Source organism: Pseudoalteromonas maris, from assembly GCF_049257235.1.
Lineage (GTDB): Bacteria > Pseudomonadota > Gammaproteobacteria > Enterobacterales > Alteromonadaceae > Pseudoalteromonas.
Genome location: NZ_JBMMUF010000010.1, coordinates 88506 through 104411 on the forward strand (window position 1 = coordinate 88506; position 15906 = coordinate 104411).

Annotated in this window: 18 protein-coding genes; 11 read left to right on the forward strand and 7 right to left on the reverse strand. The window is 45.4% G+C overall.

The window, feature by feature from the left end; genetic code table 11:
- Window positions 1-5 precede the first annotated feature (5 nt).
- The gene (locus AAEU32_RS13425; RefSeq protein WP_421971048.1) at window positions 6-650 is read right to left on the reverse strand and encodes a DUF2987 domain-containing protein; all 645 of its coding nucleotides are present in this window, start codon (window positions 648-650) and stop codon (window positions 6-8) included.
- The gene (locus tag AAEU32_RS13430) at window positions 643-1458 is read right to left on the reverse strand and encodes a glucosaminidase domain-containing protein (protein ID WP_421971049.1); all 816 of its coding nucleotides are present in this window, start codon (window positions 1456-1458) and stop codon (window positions 643-645) included. The genes AAEU32_RS13425 and AAEU32_RS13430 overlap by 8 nt, the downstream gene beginning before the upstream one ends.
- A gap of 264 nt (window positions 1459-1722) precedes the next feature.
- Between AAEU32_RS13430 and AAEU32_RS13435 the strand changes: the two genes are divergently transcribed.
- Window positions 1723-3015, forward strand: a complete 1293-nt coding sequence (locus AAEU32_RS13435; protein WP_421971050.1) for an anti-phage deoxyguanosine triphosphatase — start codon at window positions 1723-1725, stop codon at window positions 3013-3015.
- An 86-nt stretch (window positions 3016-3101) separates the two neighbouring features.
- On the opposite strand, the gene AAEU32_RS13440 is transcribed toward AAEU32_RS13435, so the two are convergent.
- Entirely contained in the window at window positions 3102-3539 is a 438-nt protein-coding gene (locus AAEU32_RS13440) for a hypothetical protein (RefSeq protein ID WP_421971051.1), read from the reverse strand.
- Window positions 3540-3866: 327 nt separating this feature from the next.
- On the opposite strand from AAEU32_RS13440, the gene xthA reads away from it, so the two are divergent.
- The 3 genes from xthA to rlmA are packed head-to-tail and all read left to right on the forward strand — an operon-like array spanning window position 3867 to window position 6117.
- Window positions 3867-4676 (forward strand): exodeoxyribonuclease III, encoded by an 810-nt coding sequence (gene xthA, locus AAEU32_RS13445; RefSeq protein ID WP_421971052.1) that lies wholly within the window; start codon window positions 3867-3869, stop codon window positions 4674-4676.
- Window positions 4655-5311, forward strand: a complete 657-nt coding sequence (locus AAEU32_RS13450) for an energy-coupling factor ABC transporter permease (protein WP_421971053.1) — start codon at window positions 4655-4657, stop codon at window positions 5309-5311. Before xthA ends, AAEU32_RS13450 begins: the two co-directional genes overlap by 22 nt.
- Window positions 5308-6117 carry a 23S rRNA (guanine(745)-N(1))-methyltransferase gene (gene rlmA / locus AAEU32_RS13455; protein WP_421971054.1) on the forward strand — a complete coding sequence of 270 codons (810 nt, stop codon included), beginning with the start codon at window positions 5308-5310 and terminating at the stop codon, window positions 6115-6117. The genes AAEU32_RS13450 and rlmA overlap by 4 nt, the downstream gene beginning before the upstream one ends.
- On the opposite strand, the gene yfbV is transcribed toward rlmA, so the two are convergent.
- Window positions 6102-6548 (reverse strand): terminus macrodomain insulation protein YfbV, encoded by a 447-nt coding sequence (gene yfbV / locus AAEU32_RS13460; protein WP_421971055.1) that lies wholly within the window; start codon window positions 6546-6548, stop codon window positions 6102-6104. The two genes, rlmA and yfbV, sit on opposite strands and share 16 nt — an antisense overlap.
- Window positions 6549-6727: 179 nt before the next feature.
- Between yfbV and AAEU32_RS13465 the strand changes: the two genes are divergently transcribed.
- From AAEU32_RS13465 to AAEU32_RS13495, 7 genes are all read left to right on the forward strand, one after another.
- The gene (locus tag AAEU32_RS13465) at window positions 6728-7924 is read left to right on the forward strand and encodes an acetate kinase (RefSeq protein WP_421971056.1); all 1197 of its coding nucleotides are present in this window, start codon (window positions 6728-6730) and stop codon (window positions 7922-7924) included.
- Window position 7925: 1 nt separating this feature from the next.
- A complete protein-coding gene (pta, locus tag AAEU32_RS13470) occupies window positions 7926-10079 on the forward strand; it encodes a phosphate acetyltransferase (RefSeq protein ID WP_421971057.1) in 2154 nt (717 codons plus the stop codon).
- Window positions 10080-10307: 228 nt separating this feature from the next.
- Complete coding sequence (locus AAEU32_RS13475; protein ID WP_421971058.1) at window positions 10308-10691, forward strand: ACT domain-containing protein; 384 nt, start codon at window positions 10308-10310, stop codon at window positions 10689-10691.
- A complete protein-coding gene (locus AAEU32_RS13480; RefSeq protein WP_421971059.1) occupies window positions 10688-11167 on the forward strand; it encodes a PTS glucose transporter subunit IIA in 480 nt (159 codons plus the stop codon). The genes AAEU32_RS13475 and AAEU32_RS13480 overlap by 4 nt, the downstream gene beginning before the upstream one ends.
- 17 nt (window positions 11168-11184) lie before the next feature.
- Window positions 11185-11532 carry an ArsC family reductase gene (locus tag AAEU32_RS13485; RefSeq protein WP_421971060.1) on the forward strand — a complete coding sequence of 116 codons (348 nt, stop codon included), beginning with the start codon at window positions 11185-11187 and terminating at the stop codon, window positions 11530-11532.
- An 8-nt stretch (window positions 11533-11540) separates the two neighbouring features.
- The gene (gene dapE, locus AAEU32_RS13490) at window positions 11541-12668 is read left to right on the forward strand and encodes a succinyl-diaminopimelate desuccinylase (protein ID WP_421971061.1); all 1128 of its coding nucleotides are present in this window, start codon (window positions 11541-11543) and stop codon (window positions 12666-12668) included.
- Entirely contained in the window at window positions 12665-13339 is a 675-nt protein-coding gene (locus AAEU32_RS13495; RefSeq protein WP_421971062.1) for a M15 family metallopeptidase, read from the forward strand. Before dapE ends, AAEU32_RS13495 begins: the two co-directional genes overlap by 4 nt.
- Here the strand turns inward: AAEU32_RS13495 and AAEU32_RS13500 are convergent.
- The 3 genes from AAEU32_RS13500 to AAEU32_RS13510 form a co-directional block, all read right to left on the reverse strand.
- On the reverse strand, window positions 13336-14205 hold the full coding sequence (locus AAEU32_RS13500) for a DMT family transporter (protein WP_421971063.1): 870 nt from the start codon (window positions 14203-14205) through the stop codon (window positions 13336-13338). The genes AAEU32_RS13495 and AAEU32_RS13500 overlap by 4 nt on opposite strands.
- Before the next feature lie 23 nt (window positions 14206-14228).
- Window positions 14229-15446 (reverse strand): pyridoxal phosphate-dependent aminotransferase, encoded by a 1218-nt coding sequence (locus AAEU32_RS13505; RefSeq protein ID WP_421971064.1) that lies wholly within the window; start codon window positions 15444-15446, stop codon window positions 14229-14231.
- A gap of 89 nt (window positions 15447-15535) precedes the next feature.
- Window positions 15536-15874: an Hpt domain-containing protein gene (locus tag AAEU32_RS13510; protein WP_421971065.1), complete on the reverse strand. Its 339-nt coding sequence runs from the start codon at window positions 15872-15874 to the stop codon at window positions 15536-15538.
- Between the last annotated feature and the right edge of the window lie 32 nt (window positions 15875-15906).

The following is a 15906-nucleotide window of genomic DNA, read 5'->3' on the forward strand; positions in this document are numbered from 1 at the left end:
GGCGCTTACTTAGCTATCCAAGGCGTGATACGTTGCAGTTTTGCACCCTCTACCAACACTTTCCTGGTGTCATCCTGCCAGCTCTCATCTGTTTTCACCTTGCAGCGCATTTGCGTGCACTGCCAATTAGAAGGTATATCCAAAGGCACAGCATCTTTGAAGTGCAATTGAATGCCTTGTTGTTCTGGCAACAAAAAAGACATCAGGGTACCAACAAAGAACCCAGATAAATCAACAAGCAATTCCTCAAACTCTTCATGTACTTGATACAGCTGCGCTGCAGTGATCCCTTGCTGCGGCATTTTTGCTTCGATTTGCATACTTAATTGACACCCACCAGCATCTTTTGGCGTTGCAACGACAACCGCCTTGTGCGTGTCTAGCTGCTTGTCATAAGGCAAAAATAGCTGTCCATGCTCGTTGTAAGTGAGTGGATAAGTCTGTTTTTCGGTCATGATTTTGCCTTCGCTCAGGGCACATTCCTTGGCACCTTCAAAGGTCTTCAAATAGAAACCAACGCGCGCGTATTGGTACTCTCCCTCGCTCACCACTTCCATGCGGTCGTAGAATCCATCGTAAGACATAACAACTGGTTTAGCTACGGCGGTTAATGGTAGTGCCAGTAGCAAACCAATAAGTCCTTTATTCATCAAAGTAAGCCTCATTGTGGTCAATCATCGCATGTAATTCTTCGATATATTCCTCACCACGCTCAGAGTACGACATAAGACCATAGGCAAGATCTTTTGCTGCCAAGGGTTTTTGTTGCTCTCTCAGTGACGCACGAATATCACGAAGTTCACGATATGCATTATGGGTATTTATATTGTAAAAATACGCATCAACCGCTTCTTGAACCGATTGATACACTGCAACTTCATGTTTAGCGCCATCGTTTCGGCGCTTAGGCACCATGCCACATCCTTCACTAAAGCACCATTGGCCGAAAAAGTTCAGACCGATTCGGGCAAAGCGCGACGTGCCCCAAGCGGACTCATTTGCTGCTTGCATCATCACTAACTCTTTAGGAATGAGATCGACTCGGCGCAGTGCTTGAGCGACTGATAATGCGCTGACTTCTTCATCTTCCATACGATACAGCGAGAAAATTTCGGTAATATCTTCAAGCTGAGACTCGCTCAAAGCTTGTTCTTCATCAAGCATCATCGCGGCTATTTCTAATGTCGCTCGCTGCGCTTTAACACGCTTGTTAGCGCGCTCCACTGGCACTCTAATAAAATCGAAAAATGCTGATTTCTTCTGTTTCACATCCGCTATGTTAGCAAAATCAGGTAACGTCACATTGTGCAGAGGCTTTTCTACAACAATCGCTTTTTTCTTAATTTTAGGCACATCTTGTGTGCTCACCACCGGTTGCTTGTCACCCCAAATAAACGGGTAAACCAGTGCAGTTAACGATAAACAGATAAGTATAAGCAGCGTTAACTTCTTAATCATAACTTCTCCTAAATACATCAATTCGGTTCCATCAGCCGCGTATTATATCGCGATCAATATCAAATAATAAGCAGGTGCCTCTTATTTCGGTCCAGTTCACCTGTAACATCGACTGTAACGCGGCTTTGATAGCAAGAATCTGTAGCGTATTTCTACGTAGCACGGCGACTTCACGCTCACTTTAAAACAACCGCTATGTGGACAAGACAATGATTTATTTATTGTTTACACTGATGAGTAGCACCCACAGATAACGAGCGATTTATGTCTGATATTTGGCAACAACGACGCATTAGTGAAGATAAATATAGACCCAACGACAATCGCTCAGCATGGCAAATTGATCGTTCTCGTATCATACATGCTGCGGCATTTAGACGTTTACAAGCGAAGACCCAAATTATGGGAATTGGTCTCAATGACTTTCACCGCACTCGCCTCACCCATTCATTAGAAGTATCTCAAATAGGCAGCGGTTTATTGCGTCACCTCTCGCGCCAACACCCTGAAGTTAATTGTTTGCCAGATGACTCATTACTCGAGACATTGTGCTTAGCCCACGATATTGGTCATCCTCCTTTTGGACATGGTGGCGAAATTGCGCTCAATTATATGATGCGCGAACACGGTGGCTTTGAAGGAAATGCACAAACTTTACGAATTGTTGCCAAACTTGAGCCTTATACCGAGGGGTTCGGCATGAACCTCACTCGCCGTACCCTACTTGGCTTTATTAAGTATCCCGCATTGATTGATACCCTGTGGCTCGATAAACCCCAAATAATGAGTGAATCGCGCTACATCAAAGCCAATGATTGGCGTCCTGCAAAGGGCCTCTACAGCGATGATAGCGATCTTGTTGATTGGATATTTACACCATTAAGTGAGCATGACCGTACTGCATTTCAACGCTATAAGCGCTACGACGAATATCGCGCAAAGACCCAATTTAAATCTCTCGATGCGTCAATTATGGAGCTTGCCGATGACATTGCCTATGCTGTTCATGATCTTGAAGATGCCATTGCCACTGAGCAAATCACCATCCACGACTGGCAATCTCATGCCGAGCCTATGCTAAGTGAACTCGACTGTGATTGGCTGAAAAGTGCAAATATGGCCCAGCGCTTATTCTTTCAAAGTGAAGCTGAACGTAAAGACATCATAGGTGAGTTAGTAAATCTCTTTATAACGCAATCAACCCTCATACAAAGTGATGGTCAATTTGAGTGTGACATTTTGAAGTATGCGGTCGAACTCCCACCAGCCTACCAAGCGCTACTCGATTCTCTTAAACACTTTATCTATGCACGATTGATTCGCTCCCCACACATGCAACAGATCGAGTTTAACGGTCAAAAGTTGATTATTGAGCTATTCGAAGCATTTGCCAGCGATCCATTACGACTGCTACCAGAGACCACCGCAGAAGCATATAAACAGGCACACAATAACGGCTTGAGTACCTATCGTGTCTTGTGTGATTACCTCAGTGGTATGACCGATGAATATGCATATAAAACACATCAGCGCTTATTTAGCAGCAGTGCATATTAGAGATTTTGGGATATAAAAAGAAGGTGCAAGGATAAGACATGGAAGGAAGTGCAGCTCACAACAGTGTGTGAGCTGCTGGTAATTACTTATTTTGCAGTTTGGCCAAACTGTTCAACAAATTTTTCTACCGGCTGACCATTACAAGTAAGGCCGTTGATGCGCTTGCCTTTGAATTCCATAGTCGCAAGACCTTTCTCAGCCGCTTCAATGCATAGCTTAGTTGCGCTTTCATTGTTTTTTGCATAAAGATTCAAAGCTGGCGCTTTCTTTGCTGGAGCAACTACTTCTACTTTCTTTGCGATATCACGGATGTCCTGACCATTACAGTAAAGGCTCGACGCGATACGAGTGATACGAATACCGTGCTTAGCACCTTGCTCTTTTGCAGCAACTAGACCTTGGTTAGCAGCGACGGCACATAGTTGTGACTCAACTGTGTCGTTTTTAGCAAAGTATTGCGCAGTACCTGCAACAGTAGATGATGCAAATACGCAAGATAGCAAAGTAAGTGTAAGTTTAGTCATAGTTGTGACTCCAAAGTTGAACGGATGCTTAAAATTTGAACTGCATTCTATATGCGTTTTGGCCGGAGTCAATTAAATTTTTTATGCATTACAAAATAAATATTTGATTTAACAATTCAAAAAACAGCACATTCACAAATTTACACTCGATTAATTTTTTTACCCAAATGTACACCATTTAACCAGTGATAGATGGCGCATCGTTTTTGCTCAACGATACACACGAGTGTCCAAGTTTAAATGATACCCTCAGCGCTTTTACTTTAGCGCTGTGTTGATATACTTGCGCTTCTAACTTTGTGGTGACGAGAAGTCGGGACTTTAGTAATGAAAATCATCTCTTTTAATATCAATGGCATTCGTGCCCGTTTGCATCAACTTCAGGCTCTTATCGATAAACATCAACCTGATGTCATCGGCCTTCAAGAAATTAAAGTCCACGACGAAATGTTTCCTATTGCTGACGTAGAGGCGATGGGCTATCACGTCTACTTCCATGGCCAAAAAGCACATTATGGTGTCGCTATGCTCACCAAAAAAGCAGCCAAAAGCGTTAAGAAAGGTTTCAGCACAGACACGGACGAGCATCAAAAGCGCATGATTGCCGTTACTGTTGAAAACGACAACGGCGAAGATGTTACTGTGCTAAATGGTTATTTCCCGCAAGGAGATAACATTAACCACGAAACCAAATTCCCTTATAAGCGTCAATTCTATGCTGATTTGATGACAGAGCTTAACGCTCACTACGACGCCAACAGTAAACTTGTTGTTATGGGTGATATTAATATCTCTCCACTAGATGCAGATATCGGTATTGGCGAAGCGAATATGAAGCGCTGGCTTAAAACAGGTAAATGCTCGTTTCAGCCCGAAGAGCGTCAATGGTTAGCTACTTTGTTAGATTGGGGCTTCGTGGACACCTTCAGACAGGCTCACCCTGACACCGACGACCAGTATTCATGGTTTGATTATCGCTCAAAAGGCTTTGATGATAATCGTGGCCTGCGCATTGATGTTATTTTAGCGACAGACTCTTTGGCGCAAACACTCAGTGATAGCGGTATTGATTACGAACTCAGAGGCATAGACAAACCTTCTGATCATGCACCTGTATGGAGCGCGTTCGAAAGCTAACAGCCATGGTACTTAGCTATGCATTACTTGTTGGCCTATTGATAGTAAGCGTCAACAAAGAAACCCTCATTGGTTTGTGGTCTCGACCCGCAAGACAAACTGGTTTATTTGCGTGCACTGTCGTTTTAGCCATTCTTTGGCGCATTAAGGCCGGTATCCTGCCCGGCCTTGATATCCATATTCTCGCAGTGACTGCTGTCACCTTGATTTTAGGTTGGCGCTTGGCATCAATGGCAAGCGTATTAGCAACAGCTTTGCTGGCATGTTTTAACGTCGTAAATTTCACTGATGCGGCAACTTACGTCATTATCAGCGCTCTTATCCCCATCTATTTCAGCTATGCTGTGTTCGTGCTGGTGTATCACCTATTACCTCGGCACTTATTTATTTATCTGTTCATATGCAGCTTCTTGTGTGCTGGCTTTGCAGGATGCTTAAAAATCATCACAGGTGCGTTGTACTTTTGGGCAATGGGTTCATTCGATTGGTCTACTTTGGTAGATAATTACGTTATCATGTGTGCGCTAATTTGGTTCCCTGAAGCCATGCTCAGTGGCATGGCGATGACCATTTTAGTGATTTATAAACCCCATTGGGTGCGCACCTTTTACGATAAGGAATACCTTGCACAATGAGTGCTTATATTTGTCCTCTTTGCCAAAAAACACTTCACAAACAAAACCACAGCTTACACTGTGAGGATGGCCACCAATTTGACTATGCCAAAGAAGGTTATATCAACCTCTTACCGGTGCAGTATAAAAAATCAAAACAACCTGGCGATAATCAGGAGATGGTGCAAGCGAGGCGACGTTTCTTAGGCACACAGAGCTACCGTTTTATGCGTGACGCGCTCGCTCAAAAAGTCGCATCCTTACATCATGCCAACACAGCGGTAGTAGATATGGGCTGTGGTGAAGGCTATTACACCAGTGAACTTAGCAATCAACTTAATGATGCAGGCACTGTGTATGGTATCGATATTGCAAAACCGGCCATTCGCTACGCAGCCAAACGATACCCTGATTGTCAGTTTGCTGTTGCCTCTAGTAAGCAAATCCCACTAGCACCGGCAAGTGCATCTGTTGTTACTTCGGTCTTTGCACCTATATTTGCTCAAGAAAGTGCGCGCTTATTACACGATGAAGGCTTCCTTGTTGTTGTTTCTCCGGGCCCTAAGCACCTATTGCAACTTAAAGAAATCATCTATCAAGATGTGCGTGAACATGAAAAAGTTGAAACACCCGAGGGGTTTGAACGTGTCGCTGATGAGCTATTAGAGCAACAACTGGTACTCAGTGGCAGTGACGCCAAAGATCTCAGTTTGATGACGCCATTTGCGTGGAAGTTTAGCGAGAAGCAACTCATTGACCTTGAACAACAAGCGGCATTTGAAGTGCAGGCGCAATTCTACATTTCTGTGTTTCAGAAGAATTCTTGACGAAACGCTTTATCCATTTTCTCAAACATGTCTTTAAGCAACTGGGCAAGCTCAACATATCTGGGCTTGGCTTTTGCTGGCGCGCCATCGTACCCTTTGGCCACCATTTTACTGTAGAGCTCTTTGTACCACACTGCCATTGAAGGAGGTAATGGTGAAGTCGCACGCTTTCCAAGCCACAGTAAGCCTTGTGCTGGCAAAGACAAAATCAATAACGCAAATGCCAAAGCGGGACCCGCGTAATCAGGGCCGAGCAACTGCAGCTGCACAACTAAACTGGTGATCGCTGCGGCCGGCATCACCTTAGCTGCAAACAGCGTCGCACTGGTAACGCGGTTTTCTGGAAATATTGGAGCGAGCTCTCGTCTGGCAGGCCAAAGCTTCGCATAGCTATACCCTTGCTGCATTTGTAAGATAAGACTTTTAAGCATTTACGCCCCTTACAACTAACGTTATGTCGAAATTTGAGGTAAAATATACAGTCCCACTGTTAATTTAACCTTAGTCTATTTTCGTATGTCGTTCAGCTCTTTAGTACACTTTAAAACGACGCTTCGATACAGGTAAACGTGGGGCCATTATTGTCGATAATCAACCGCAGGTCTACCAAATGTCTGAACAACACGTCCTTGTTTTAAATTGTGGCAGCTCAAGCCTAAAATTTGCCGTTATTGATGCCAATAACGCACAAGAGCTATTGAGCGGCCTTGCTGAGCGACTTCATAATGATGACGCTGTCATTAAGTATAAAATCGCAGGCTCGAAACATCAAAACGCATTGACAGCAAAAGCCGATCACAAAGTTGCTATCGACACGCTAGTAAGCCTTATTCGAGAGCACAAACTAGCAGATAGTCTGATTGCCGTAGGGCATCGCGTTGTTCATGGCGGAGAACAATTTACAGGCTCTCAAGTCATCACTGATGACGTCATCGCGGCGATTATGAAAACCGCACAATTAGCGCCTTTGCATAACCCCGCCAACCTAACGGGTATAAAAGCCGCACAGCAGGCATTCCCTGCTTTGACCCAAGTCGCTGTATTCGATACCGCATTCCACCAGAGCATGCCAAAACATGCGTACTTATACGCTCTTCCTTACGCGTTGTACAAAGAACAAGGTGTCCGTCGCTACGGTTTCCATGGCACAAGTCATAATTATGTATCGGCCAAGGCCGTTGAAGTATTAGGACTGGCGAACTCGCATCGCATTATCACTGCTCATTTGGGTAATGGCTGCTCGGTGTGTGCGATTAAAGATGGCAATAGCGTCGATACCAGCATGGGACTGACTCCTCTAGAAGGTGTGGTCATGGGCACTCGCAGTGGTGACATCGATCCGGGGTTATTTGATTTCCTCACTGTGCAACTTGGTTACAGTAGCCAAGAAGTCAGCAGCATGCTCAACAAAGACAGTGGCCTTTTGGGGATCAGTGAGTTATCCAATGACTGCCGCACTATCGAAGAAGCTCATCTTGAGGGGAATACTCAAGCTACATTGGCGCTGGACATTTTTTGTTATCGTCTGGCCAAACAAATCGCCGCTTACCTCGTGCCACTATCAGGTTTAGATGTATTGGTATTCACCGGTGGAATTGGCGAAAACTCTGACATCATTCGTGCCAAAGTACTGACACATTTGAGTTTCCTTGGCTGGCAATTAGACCCACAGAAAAATACCGAAGCCCGCTTTGGCAATATGGGTGTGATCACCACAGCCGACAGCAACATCAAAGCCATGGTTATCCCAACCAATGAAGAATGGATGATTTGCCAGGACGCAGCACGATTAGCGAAGGAGCTTTAAAATGTCTCGTCGCATCATGCTTATCCCCGTTTCCACTGGTGTTGGCTTAACATCGGTATCAGTTGGACTTGTGCGCGCGTTGGAAGAAAAAGCGCTGAAAGTTAATTTTTTTAAACCCATTGCGCAGCCGCGCCGCGGCGAGACAGGTCCTGAAAAATCCACGGCGATTGTAAAAACGGGTTCAGGTATCAACCCACCAGAGCCATTTTCGTTACATTATGCTGAGAATATGATTGGCAATGGCCATGGCAATACCCTACTCGAAGAAATCGTTGAACGCTTCGAAAGTGGCATCAAAGAAGATGAAATTGCCATCATCGAAGGACTCGTACCAACGCGTAACCAACCCTATGCAGGTCGAGTTAATAGGGAGATAGCGCAAACTCTTGGCGCCGATATTGTCTTTGTCATTACGCCAAGTAACGACACTATTGAAGAGCTTGAAGACAAACTGGAAATTGCGGCGGGATATTTTGGCGGCATAGGCCACCAGCGTGTACTCGGTTGTATTTTTAACAAAGTGAATGCGCCCTTAGATGAACAAGGCCGTGCACGCGCTGATCTTGTCGAGCAGTTCAACCCGGACATGCTTGAAAATGAGATCAATCGCTTAGCTTCAATGCCCCTATTTAGAAAGCACCCGTTTCTACTTTTAGGGACTATCCCATGGGACTTTGAATTGGTCGCCCCACGGGGCATCGATCTTGCTAAATACCTTGATGCCAGAGTCATTCACCAAGGTGATTTGATGCACCGCCGTCTGCGCCGCGTTACATTTTGTGCCCGTACCGTATCAAACTTACTAAATCACATCTCTCCGGGGGTATTACTGGTTACACCTGGCGATCGTTCTGATGTACTTGTAGCCGGTTGCTTATCCGCTATGAATGGGACAAAGATAGGCGCGATACTGTTAACCGGCGGTATCGAGCCTGAGCCACGCATAATGGAGCTATGCCATCAAGCAATGGAACAAACTGGCTTACCAATTTTGGCAACCAAACACGATACGTGGCGCACCTCGTTGCTGTTACACAACTTCAACCTAGAAGTACCTTGCGATGATGAGCAGCGTATCGATAAGGTTAAGGCGCACAACGCTACCTACATTGATTCGGATTGGCTTGATAGCCTCGCCCAGCAATCACAGAAAACCCGTAAACTGTCGCCACCAGCATTTCGTTATTTGTTGACGGACAAGGCCCGTAAAGCAAAGAAAACGGTCGTTTTACCTGAAGGTGAAGAGCCTCGCACCATTAAAGCGGCGGCGATATGTGGCGAGCGCGGCATTGCGGATACTGTACTTATTGGCGACCCCAACGAAATCAAACGCATTGCTGAACAACAAGGGGTCGAACTCAATAAACACATGCGTTTAGTTGACCCAAATGAGATCCGACTCAACTATGTAGAACCTATGGTCGAGTTGCGCAAAAACAAAGGTTTAACCGCCGTAGTTGCAGAAGAAATGCTCCAAGATAACGTGGTGCTAGGCACCATGATGCTGGCTCAAAATGAGGTTCATGGTTTGGTTTCTGGTGCGGTTAATACTACTGCGAATACCATTCGCCCCCCGTTGCAATTAATTAAAACGGCACCTGGTTCATCGTTGGTATCTTCAGTATTCTTTATGCTGTTACCAGATCAAGTGTTGGTGTATGGCGACTGTGCGATTAACCCAGACCCAACTGCAGAGCAATTAGCGGACATCGCCATTCAATCGGCCGATTCGGCGCAGGCTTTTGGTATTGAGCCTCGTGTTGCCATGATCAGTTACAGCACAGGGAGTTCTGGCGCCGGTGCCGATGTTGAAAAAGTGCGCAAAGCAACTGAGCTTGCCAAGGAAAAACGCCCTGATTTGGTCATTGATGGTCCACTTCAGTACGACGCTGCAATCATGGAAAACGTGGCGCGCAAAAAGGCGCCAAATAGCCCTGTCGCTGGTCAAGCAACGGTGTTTATCTTCCCTGACCTTAATACTGGGAATACAACGTATAAGGCGGTACAGCGAAGTGCTGAACTTGTGAGTATAGGCCCTATGCTGCAAGGGATGCGCAAGCCCGTTAACGATCTCAGTCGTGGTGCATTAGTGGACGATATCGTCTATACCATTGCATTAACTGCGATACAGGCGGAGCAAGCCTCACAAATATAAGCCTGTCGATAAACTCTTTGAGGCACGTCTGATGACGTGCCTCTTTAGTCTGCAAATTAAAAGCACCTTGCACATTTATCACCCAGAAATGATTAGTATCTATATATCAATATCTTAGAAAGAAAATAGCAGCATAACCCCAACTTTATCCACAGCAATTGTGGGCAACTTAAAGTGGATCATTAAGCGCATCTTAGGTATAAATTAAGAACAAGAAAGGGGAACTTCATGGCTAAACAAACGCTGCAATTACTCCCGCATGATTTTACTATTCATAGTTTTGATAGTTCGTCGGACATTCCACCCGTCATTTTCAAAAGTGAAGTGTATTTTGTGGGTAAAACTGCTGATGAGCTATCTATTGTCTGCAATAGTGACATCGAACTCGACAGCTTAGAGCAAGAACCAGGATGGGTGGCATTTGAAGTCCTTGGTCCGCTAGGGTTTTCACTCACTGGGATTTTATCCAACATCTCTGGCGTACTAGCCAGCGCAAACATTCCGATTTTCGCGATTTCTACATTCGACACTGACTATATTTTGGTAAAACGCAAAGAAGCTAAAAACGCTATGAACTCCCTGAAAAAAGAAGGATATTCGGTGCGTTCATGAATACCAGCGCTCAGTTTTGTATCGCCAGCGATGTACCTCTCAGTGAGGTGATTTATGCCCCTGCCTCTGGTGCAATTCATCCCTTAGCGTCGTGTAAAGCGCAACTAATCGCCCTTGGATTGTTAGGCCCGGGCATCTGTATCGATATGCGTAGCCACAAACTATTAGCGCCTGTTGATGGTTACTTGATTGAAGTGAACTGCGCGATGAAGCAATGGCGATTTAAAGCAAACAATGGTTCGGAGATCCTGGTCCACATTAGTCACGAGCAAGAATCTATCTGCAACAAAGCTAAATTCACCCACATAAATAGAACGCGTGTTACCAAAGGTGAAGAGCTCGCGTATTTTGACTTGCGACAGTTTCAATCTATGCCTATGGTCGCTATCATTGTTGCCAATTGTCCAACATCCAAAAATGTATTATTTAGTCATCAGCAGGTTGAAGCCGGTGACAGTCTTCTATTTATCAGCTAACGAAAACGAATTTCATTATGACAACAACTATGTACGGTATTAGTAACTGCGATACCATCAAAAAAGCTAAAAAACACCTCGAAAGTACTCATCACGCTTTTACGTTCCATGACTACCGCAAAGACGGCCTTGATGAACAACTATTGTGTCAGTTAGAAGCGCTTTTCGGTTGGGAAGCTATGGTCAACAAACGTGGCACAACCTATCGTCAACTCACTGATGAGCAAAAGCAGTCGCTGAATAAAGAATCCGCTATCGCACTCATGCTCGAGTCACCCGCTATTATTAAACGCCCTATCTTGCTCAGCGGCAATACTGCATTAATTGGCTACAAAGCCGCCGACTATGACGCACTGGGCGCCTAAGGCAAATTATGAGTGATGTGTTAGATCTTGCAAAAGAACTCATTCGCCGCGAGTCGGTAACCCCAAAAGACGCAGGCTGCCAACATGTCATCGCTGAGCGCCTCGCCAAAGTTGGCTTTAAGAATGAGCCTATGTTCTTCGTTGATACGTTGAACACCTGGTCACGCAGAGGTGAGCAAAAGCCAAACGTATGCTTTGCAGGACACACCGATGTTGTGCCAACAGGTGATGAGTCAAAGTGGCGCTTCCCTCCCTTCGCTGGCATAGAAGATAATGGCTACCTCCACGGTCGGGGTGCTGCTGATATGAAAGGTTCTTTAGCTGCCATGGTCGTTGCTACAGAACGATTTGTTGCCAAATATCCACAGCATAAAGGGTCCATCTCATTTTTAATCACCTCTGATGAGGAAGGCCCGTTTATCAACGGCACAACACGTGTTATTGACACCCTTGAAGCACGTAACGAGAAAATCGACATGTGCATTGTTGGTGAGCCTTCATCAACTGACAAACTTGCAGACGTAGTAAAAAATGGCCGCAGAGGCTCCCTCACTGCGTTTTTAACAGTCAAAGGAAAACAAGGCCATGTTGCCTACCCTCACTTGGCTAATAATCCTGTGCACCAATCCAGCGGCTTTTTACAGGCCCTGTGTTCAGAGCAATGGGACCAAGGCAACGAATTCTTTCCCGCAACGAGTATGCAGATTTCCAATATTCATGCTGGGACGGGGGCAGGCAATGTGATCCCCGGAGATCTCGAAGTGCAGTTTAACTTTCGCTACAGTACCGAGTTAACCGCGCAACAGATTCAAGAACGTGTCGTTGCAATGCTAGAGCAACACAAGATCACCTATGACTTATCTTGGATTCATAACGGCCAGCCCTTTATCACCGAACCTGGCGAGCTCATTGACGCGGTTCAAAACGCAATTCATGAACAACTCGGTTACAGCGCTGAGCTACAGACCAGTGGGGGCACTTCCGATGGTCGCTTCATTGCTCCTACAGGCGCAAAGGTCATTGAACTTGGTCCTCGTAATGCCACCATTCACCAAGTCGATGAATGTGTTAGTTGTGAAGACCTAGAAAACTTAGCGCTCATTTATGAAGGCATTTTAAGGCAGCTATTAACATGAATTTGGCACTATGCGCCACGGGCCGAAGTGAAGAGCATTTAACTGCATTTGGTCAACTACTTGTCCATAAAGAGGTTACAAATGACCTCGCACGCATGCAACGCCATGCCAAGGCTGATGGCATTGCCTTGGCAATTGCCTCTTCATTTCGTTCATTTGAGCGTCAACGGATGATTTGGAACAACAAGTTTTTTGGCCTACGCCCAGTGTTTGATGGCAATAATGAACGCGTTGATCTCACCCGATTATCCGAACAACAGTGCATTGAAGCGATTATGCTCTACTCGGCACTGCCGGGCGCTAGTCGCCATCATTTTGGAACAGATATGGATGTTTGGGATACCAATGCAGTGGCAGCTGACTACGAATTGCAATTAAGTAGCGATGAGTATGGTGAAACAGGCCCTTTTGCACGACTCAATGCTTGGCTCGATGAGTATTTAAATGACTATGGCTTTTTTAGACCGTATCGAGAATACAGAGGTGGGGTTGCTGCTGAACCTTGGCATATCAGCCATATTGAAATGGCTACAATGATGCAGAAGTCGCAAAACATAGACGCTATCGCTGATGCCATCAACAATGCCGAACTTGGTGGCAAAGCGCATATTCTTTCACATTTAGATGCCTTATATCAGCGCTATGTTGATAATATTTGTAACGTTTCTTAATATCGCTGTCGCGCTATAGTAAAGCCAAGTATCGCGCCTAGCAGTACCGTGCTGATAATAATCGCATCGATACTTAGGCGCTCTGCCAACAGCAAGGATCCCAGCACCAAAGCGATTGGCGGCACACTCAATTGCATGATAGCTGCTTGACTTGTAGCGATTTTCTTTACTACCGCATACCACAGGCTGTAGCCAAAAGCAGATGTGACAACACCTGATATAATCGCCAGCACAACTCCATGATGTGTAACGACTACAGAGCCGCTAATAAACCACATTAAACACGCAAGTGGTATCAGCACAAAGGTACCTCGGACAAAATGAATAAGCGTCGATTTTTGTGGATCACCCTGTTTGCCGACAATGCTATAGACACCCCAAGCAATGCCAGCAACAATCATCAATAACGACCCGACGACGCTAGTGCCCGTTGTTTGTGGATTAACCAGCAAAGTAAACGCCGCAAACGCAATCACCAACATACACCATTGCCAGTATGTGAAGCGCTCTTTGGCCACTGCCACAGCAAATAAAATCATAGTGAATTGCACGGCACTAAATAACAGTAATGCCCCCATGCCTGCGTCGAGTTGAACATACGCAAACGAAAACCCCAGCATGTAGGTCACAAGGGCGACAGCCCCCCACCAAGACACACCGTGTTGTGCATCAGGCATCTGTTCCCTGTTCGAGGCGCGCTTGAAATAAAAAAGATGCAACAGCACTAAGGCCAACGCACCACTGGCTAGGCGAATAAACGCAAAACTAGATGGATCTATGTGCTGGCCCGCAAGCGCTTCTCGATTTAGCAGTGAGTTGCCAGCAAAAGCAATCATTGCTGAAGCACCAAGGAGCCAATGAGTCATAGTTCCCCTAGTTTGATGCTCGTTCACGCTTGTTTATATCTATCAAAAAAACGTCCAATACGCTGCATCGCAGGCTCTAACTCGTCTTTGTGGGGGAGGAACACGATGCGGAAATGATCTGGCTCAGGCCAATTGAAACCTCGACCATGGACCAGCAAGATTTTCTCCTGTGTTAGTAAGTCATACACCATGGTTTCATCATTGGTAATGTTGAAACGCTTGGTATCGACCTTGGCAAAGCCGTATAAGGCTCCTTTGGGCTTAACACAGCTTATGCCTTCAATGTCATTCAAGCCTTGCCACGCGATATTGCGTTGCTCGTATAACCGCCCACCGGGTTGAATTAACGCATCAATGGACTGGACTCCCCCAAGCGCCTGCTGCACCGCGTACTGCGAAGGCACGTTGGCACACAAACGCATTGATGCCAGCATATCTAAACCTTGGATCAAATCGGTCATACGATTAGTTGGTCCGCTCAAGACCATCCAACCAATGCGCAAGCCCGCTGCGCGATAGGTTTTTGCTAAGCCGTTAAAGGTAATAATCGGCACATCATCACACAAAGACGCAATTGAGCAATGTTGCACATCGTCGTACAGAATTTTTTCATAAATTTCGTCACTCAACAGCAACAGATTGTGCTCTCTGGCAATGGCGATAAGTTCCAACAACAAGGCATTGCTGTATACGGCACCCGTTGGATTGTTTGGATTAATTAATACCAGCGCTTTAGTTCTTGAGGTAATTTTACTGCGAATATCTGCAATATCGGGAAACCAGTCCTGCTCTTCGTCACAGCGATAATGCACGGCTTTACCGCCGGCGAGGGTCACGCAGGCACTCCAAAGTGGATAATCTGGTGCGGGGATCAAAATCTCATCATCATTATTGATAAGACCTTGGGTCACCATTTGGATAAGTTCACTGACGCCATTACCAATGAAGATGTTGTCAATGCTGAGGTTATGTAAGCCGCGTTGCTGGTAATGTTGATAGACAGCAACACGGGCAGAATAAAGACCCTTTGAGTCGCAATACCCTTGCGCTGCACTGAGATTGCGAATGATGTCTTTGTGCATGTCTTCGGGCATTTCAAAGCCAAAGGCCGCTGGGTTACCAATATTCAATTTAAGTACTTTTTGGCCTTCGTCTTCCATCGCCTTTGCAGCACGCAAAACTGGACCGCGAATATCGTAACAAACCCCGTGTAGCTTTCGACTTTTTAATATATCAGACATGCTTTACCCCTTGTGCATCGTGTTCAGCTAGATTATCGGGCAAAGAGGTAAATTGCTATATAAGTTAACCGGTTATCTATGAATTAATTTCAACTTTGATGCCATTGTTTCATGTGCACAATACTTTGCTCGATAGCATTGGGGAGCGCGTCAATATACGGCTGTAATTGCTGTGACTCTCCTTTAGTAAGGCCATGCTCTATTTCGCGTGCAGTTTCTGCCAACGTGATTGCACCAAATTGCGCTGCATTTGACTTCAAACTATGAATATTGCGGATCGCTTCATTCTGATCCGTATTTAGACTTTGCTCAAACTCACCGTGGAGTCGCGTGAATTCACTGAAGCAAAATTCCAGCGTATCGGCAAATTGATCACCCAACAAACCTTGCATCGCAATCAGTGCAGAGTCGTCTATTTTTATTTCCATGCAGCTTACTTCCTTCAGTTATTAATATGTTG

Coding starts and splice junctions, on each gene's coding strand:
- rlmA (WP_421971054.1), top strand. CDS start 5,308: ATGAGTGCTTATATTTGTCCTCTTTGCCAAAAAACACTTCACAAACAA.
- AAEU32_RS13510 (WP_421971065.1), bottom strand. CDS start 15,874: ATGGAAATAAAAATAGACGACTCTGCACTGATTGCGATGCAAGGTTTG.
- AAEU32_RS13435 (WP_421971050.1), top strand. CDS start 1,723: ATGTCTGATATTTGGCAACAACGACGCATTAGTGAAGATAAATATAGA.
- AAEU32_RS13495 (WP_421971062.1), top strand. CDS start 12,665: ATGAATTTGGCACTATGCGCCACGGGCCGAAGTGAAGAGCATTTAACT.
- AAEU32_RS13425 (WP_421971048.1), bottom strand. CDS start 650: ATGAATAAAGGACTTATTGGTTTGCTACTGGCACTACCATTAACCGCC.
- pta (WP_421971057.1), top strand. CDS start 7,926: ATGTCTCGTCGCATCATGCTTATCCCCGTTTCCACTGGTGTTGGCTTA.
- AAEU32_RS13480 (WP_421971059.1), top strand. CDS start 10,688: ATGAATACCAGCGCTCAGTTTTGTATCGCCAGCGATGTACCTCTCAGT.
- xthA (WP_421971052.1), top strand. CDS start 3,867: ATGAAAATCATCTCTTTTAATATCAATGGCATTCGTGCCCGTTTGCAT.
- AAEU32_RS13475 (WP_421971058.1), top strand. CDS start 10,308: ATGGCTAAACAAACGCTGCAATTACTCCCGCATGATTTTACTATTCAT.
- AAEU32_RS13485 (WP_421971060.1), top strand. CDS start 11,185: ATGACAACAACTATGTACGGTATTAGTAACTGCGATACCATCAAAAAA.
- AAEU32_RS13430 (WP_421971049.1), bottom strand. CDS start 1,458: ATGATTAAGAAGTTAACGCTGCTTATACTTATCTGTTTATCGTTAACT.
- AAEU32_RS13450 (WP_421971053.1), top strand. CDS start 4,655: ATGGAGCGCGTTCGAAAGCTAACAGCCATGGTACTTAGCTATGCATTA.
- yfbV (WP_421971055.1), bottom strand. CDS start 6,548: ATGCTTAAAAGTCTTATCTTACAAATGCAGCAAGGGTATAGCTATGCG.
- AAEU32_RS13500 (WP_421971063.1), bottom strand. CDS start 14,205: ATGACTCATTGGCTCCTTGGTGCTTCAGCAATGATTGCTTTTGCTGGC.
- dapE (WP_421971061.1), top strand. CDS start 11,541: ATGAGTGATGTGTTAGATCTTGCAAAAGAACTCATTCGCCGCGAGTCG.
- AAEU32_RS13465 (WP_421971056.1), top strand. CDS start 6,728: ATGTCTGAACAACACGTCCTTGTTTTAAATTGTGGCAGCTCAAGCCTA.
- AAEU32_RS13440 (WP_421971051.1), bottom strand. CDS start 3,539: ATGACTAAACTTACACTTACTTTGCTATCTTGCGTATTTGCATCATCT.
- AAEU32_RS13505 (WP_421971064.1), bottom strand. CDS start 15,446: ATGTCTGATATATTAAAAAGTCGAAAGCTACACGGGGTTTGTTACGAT.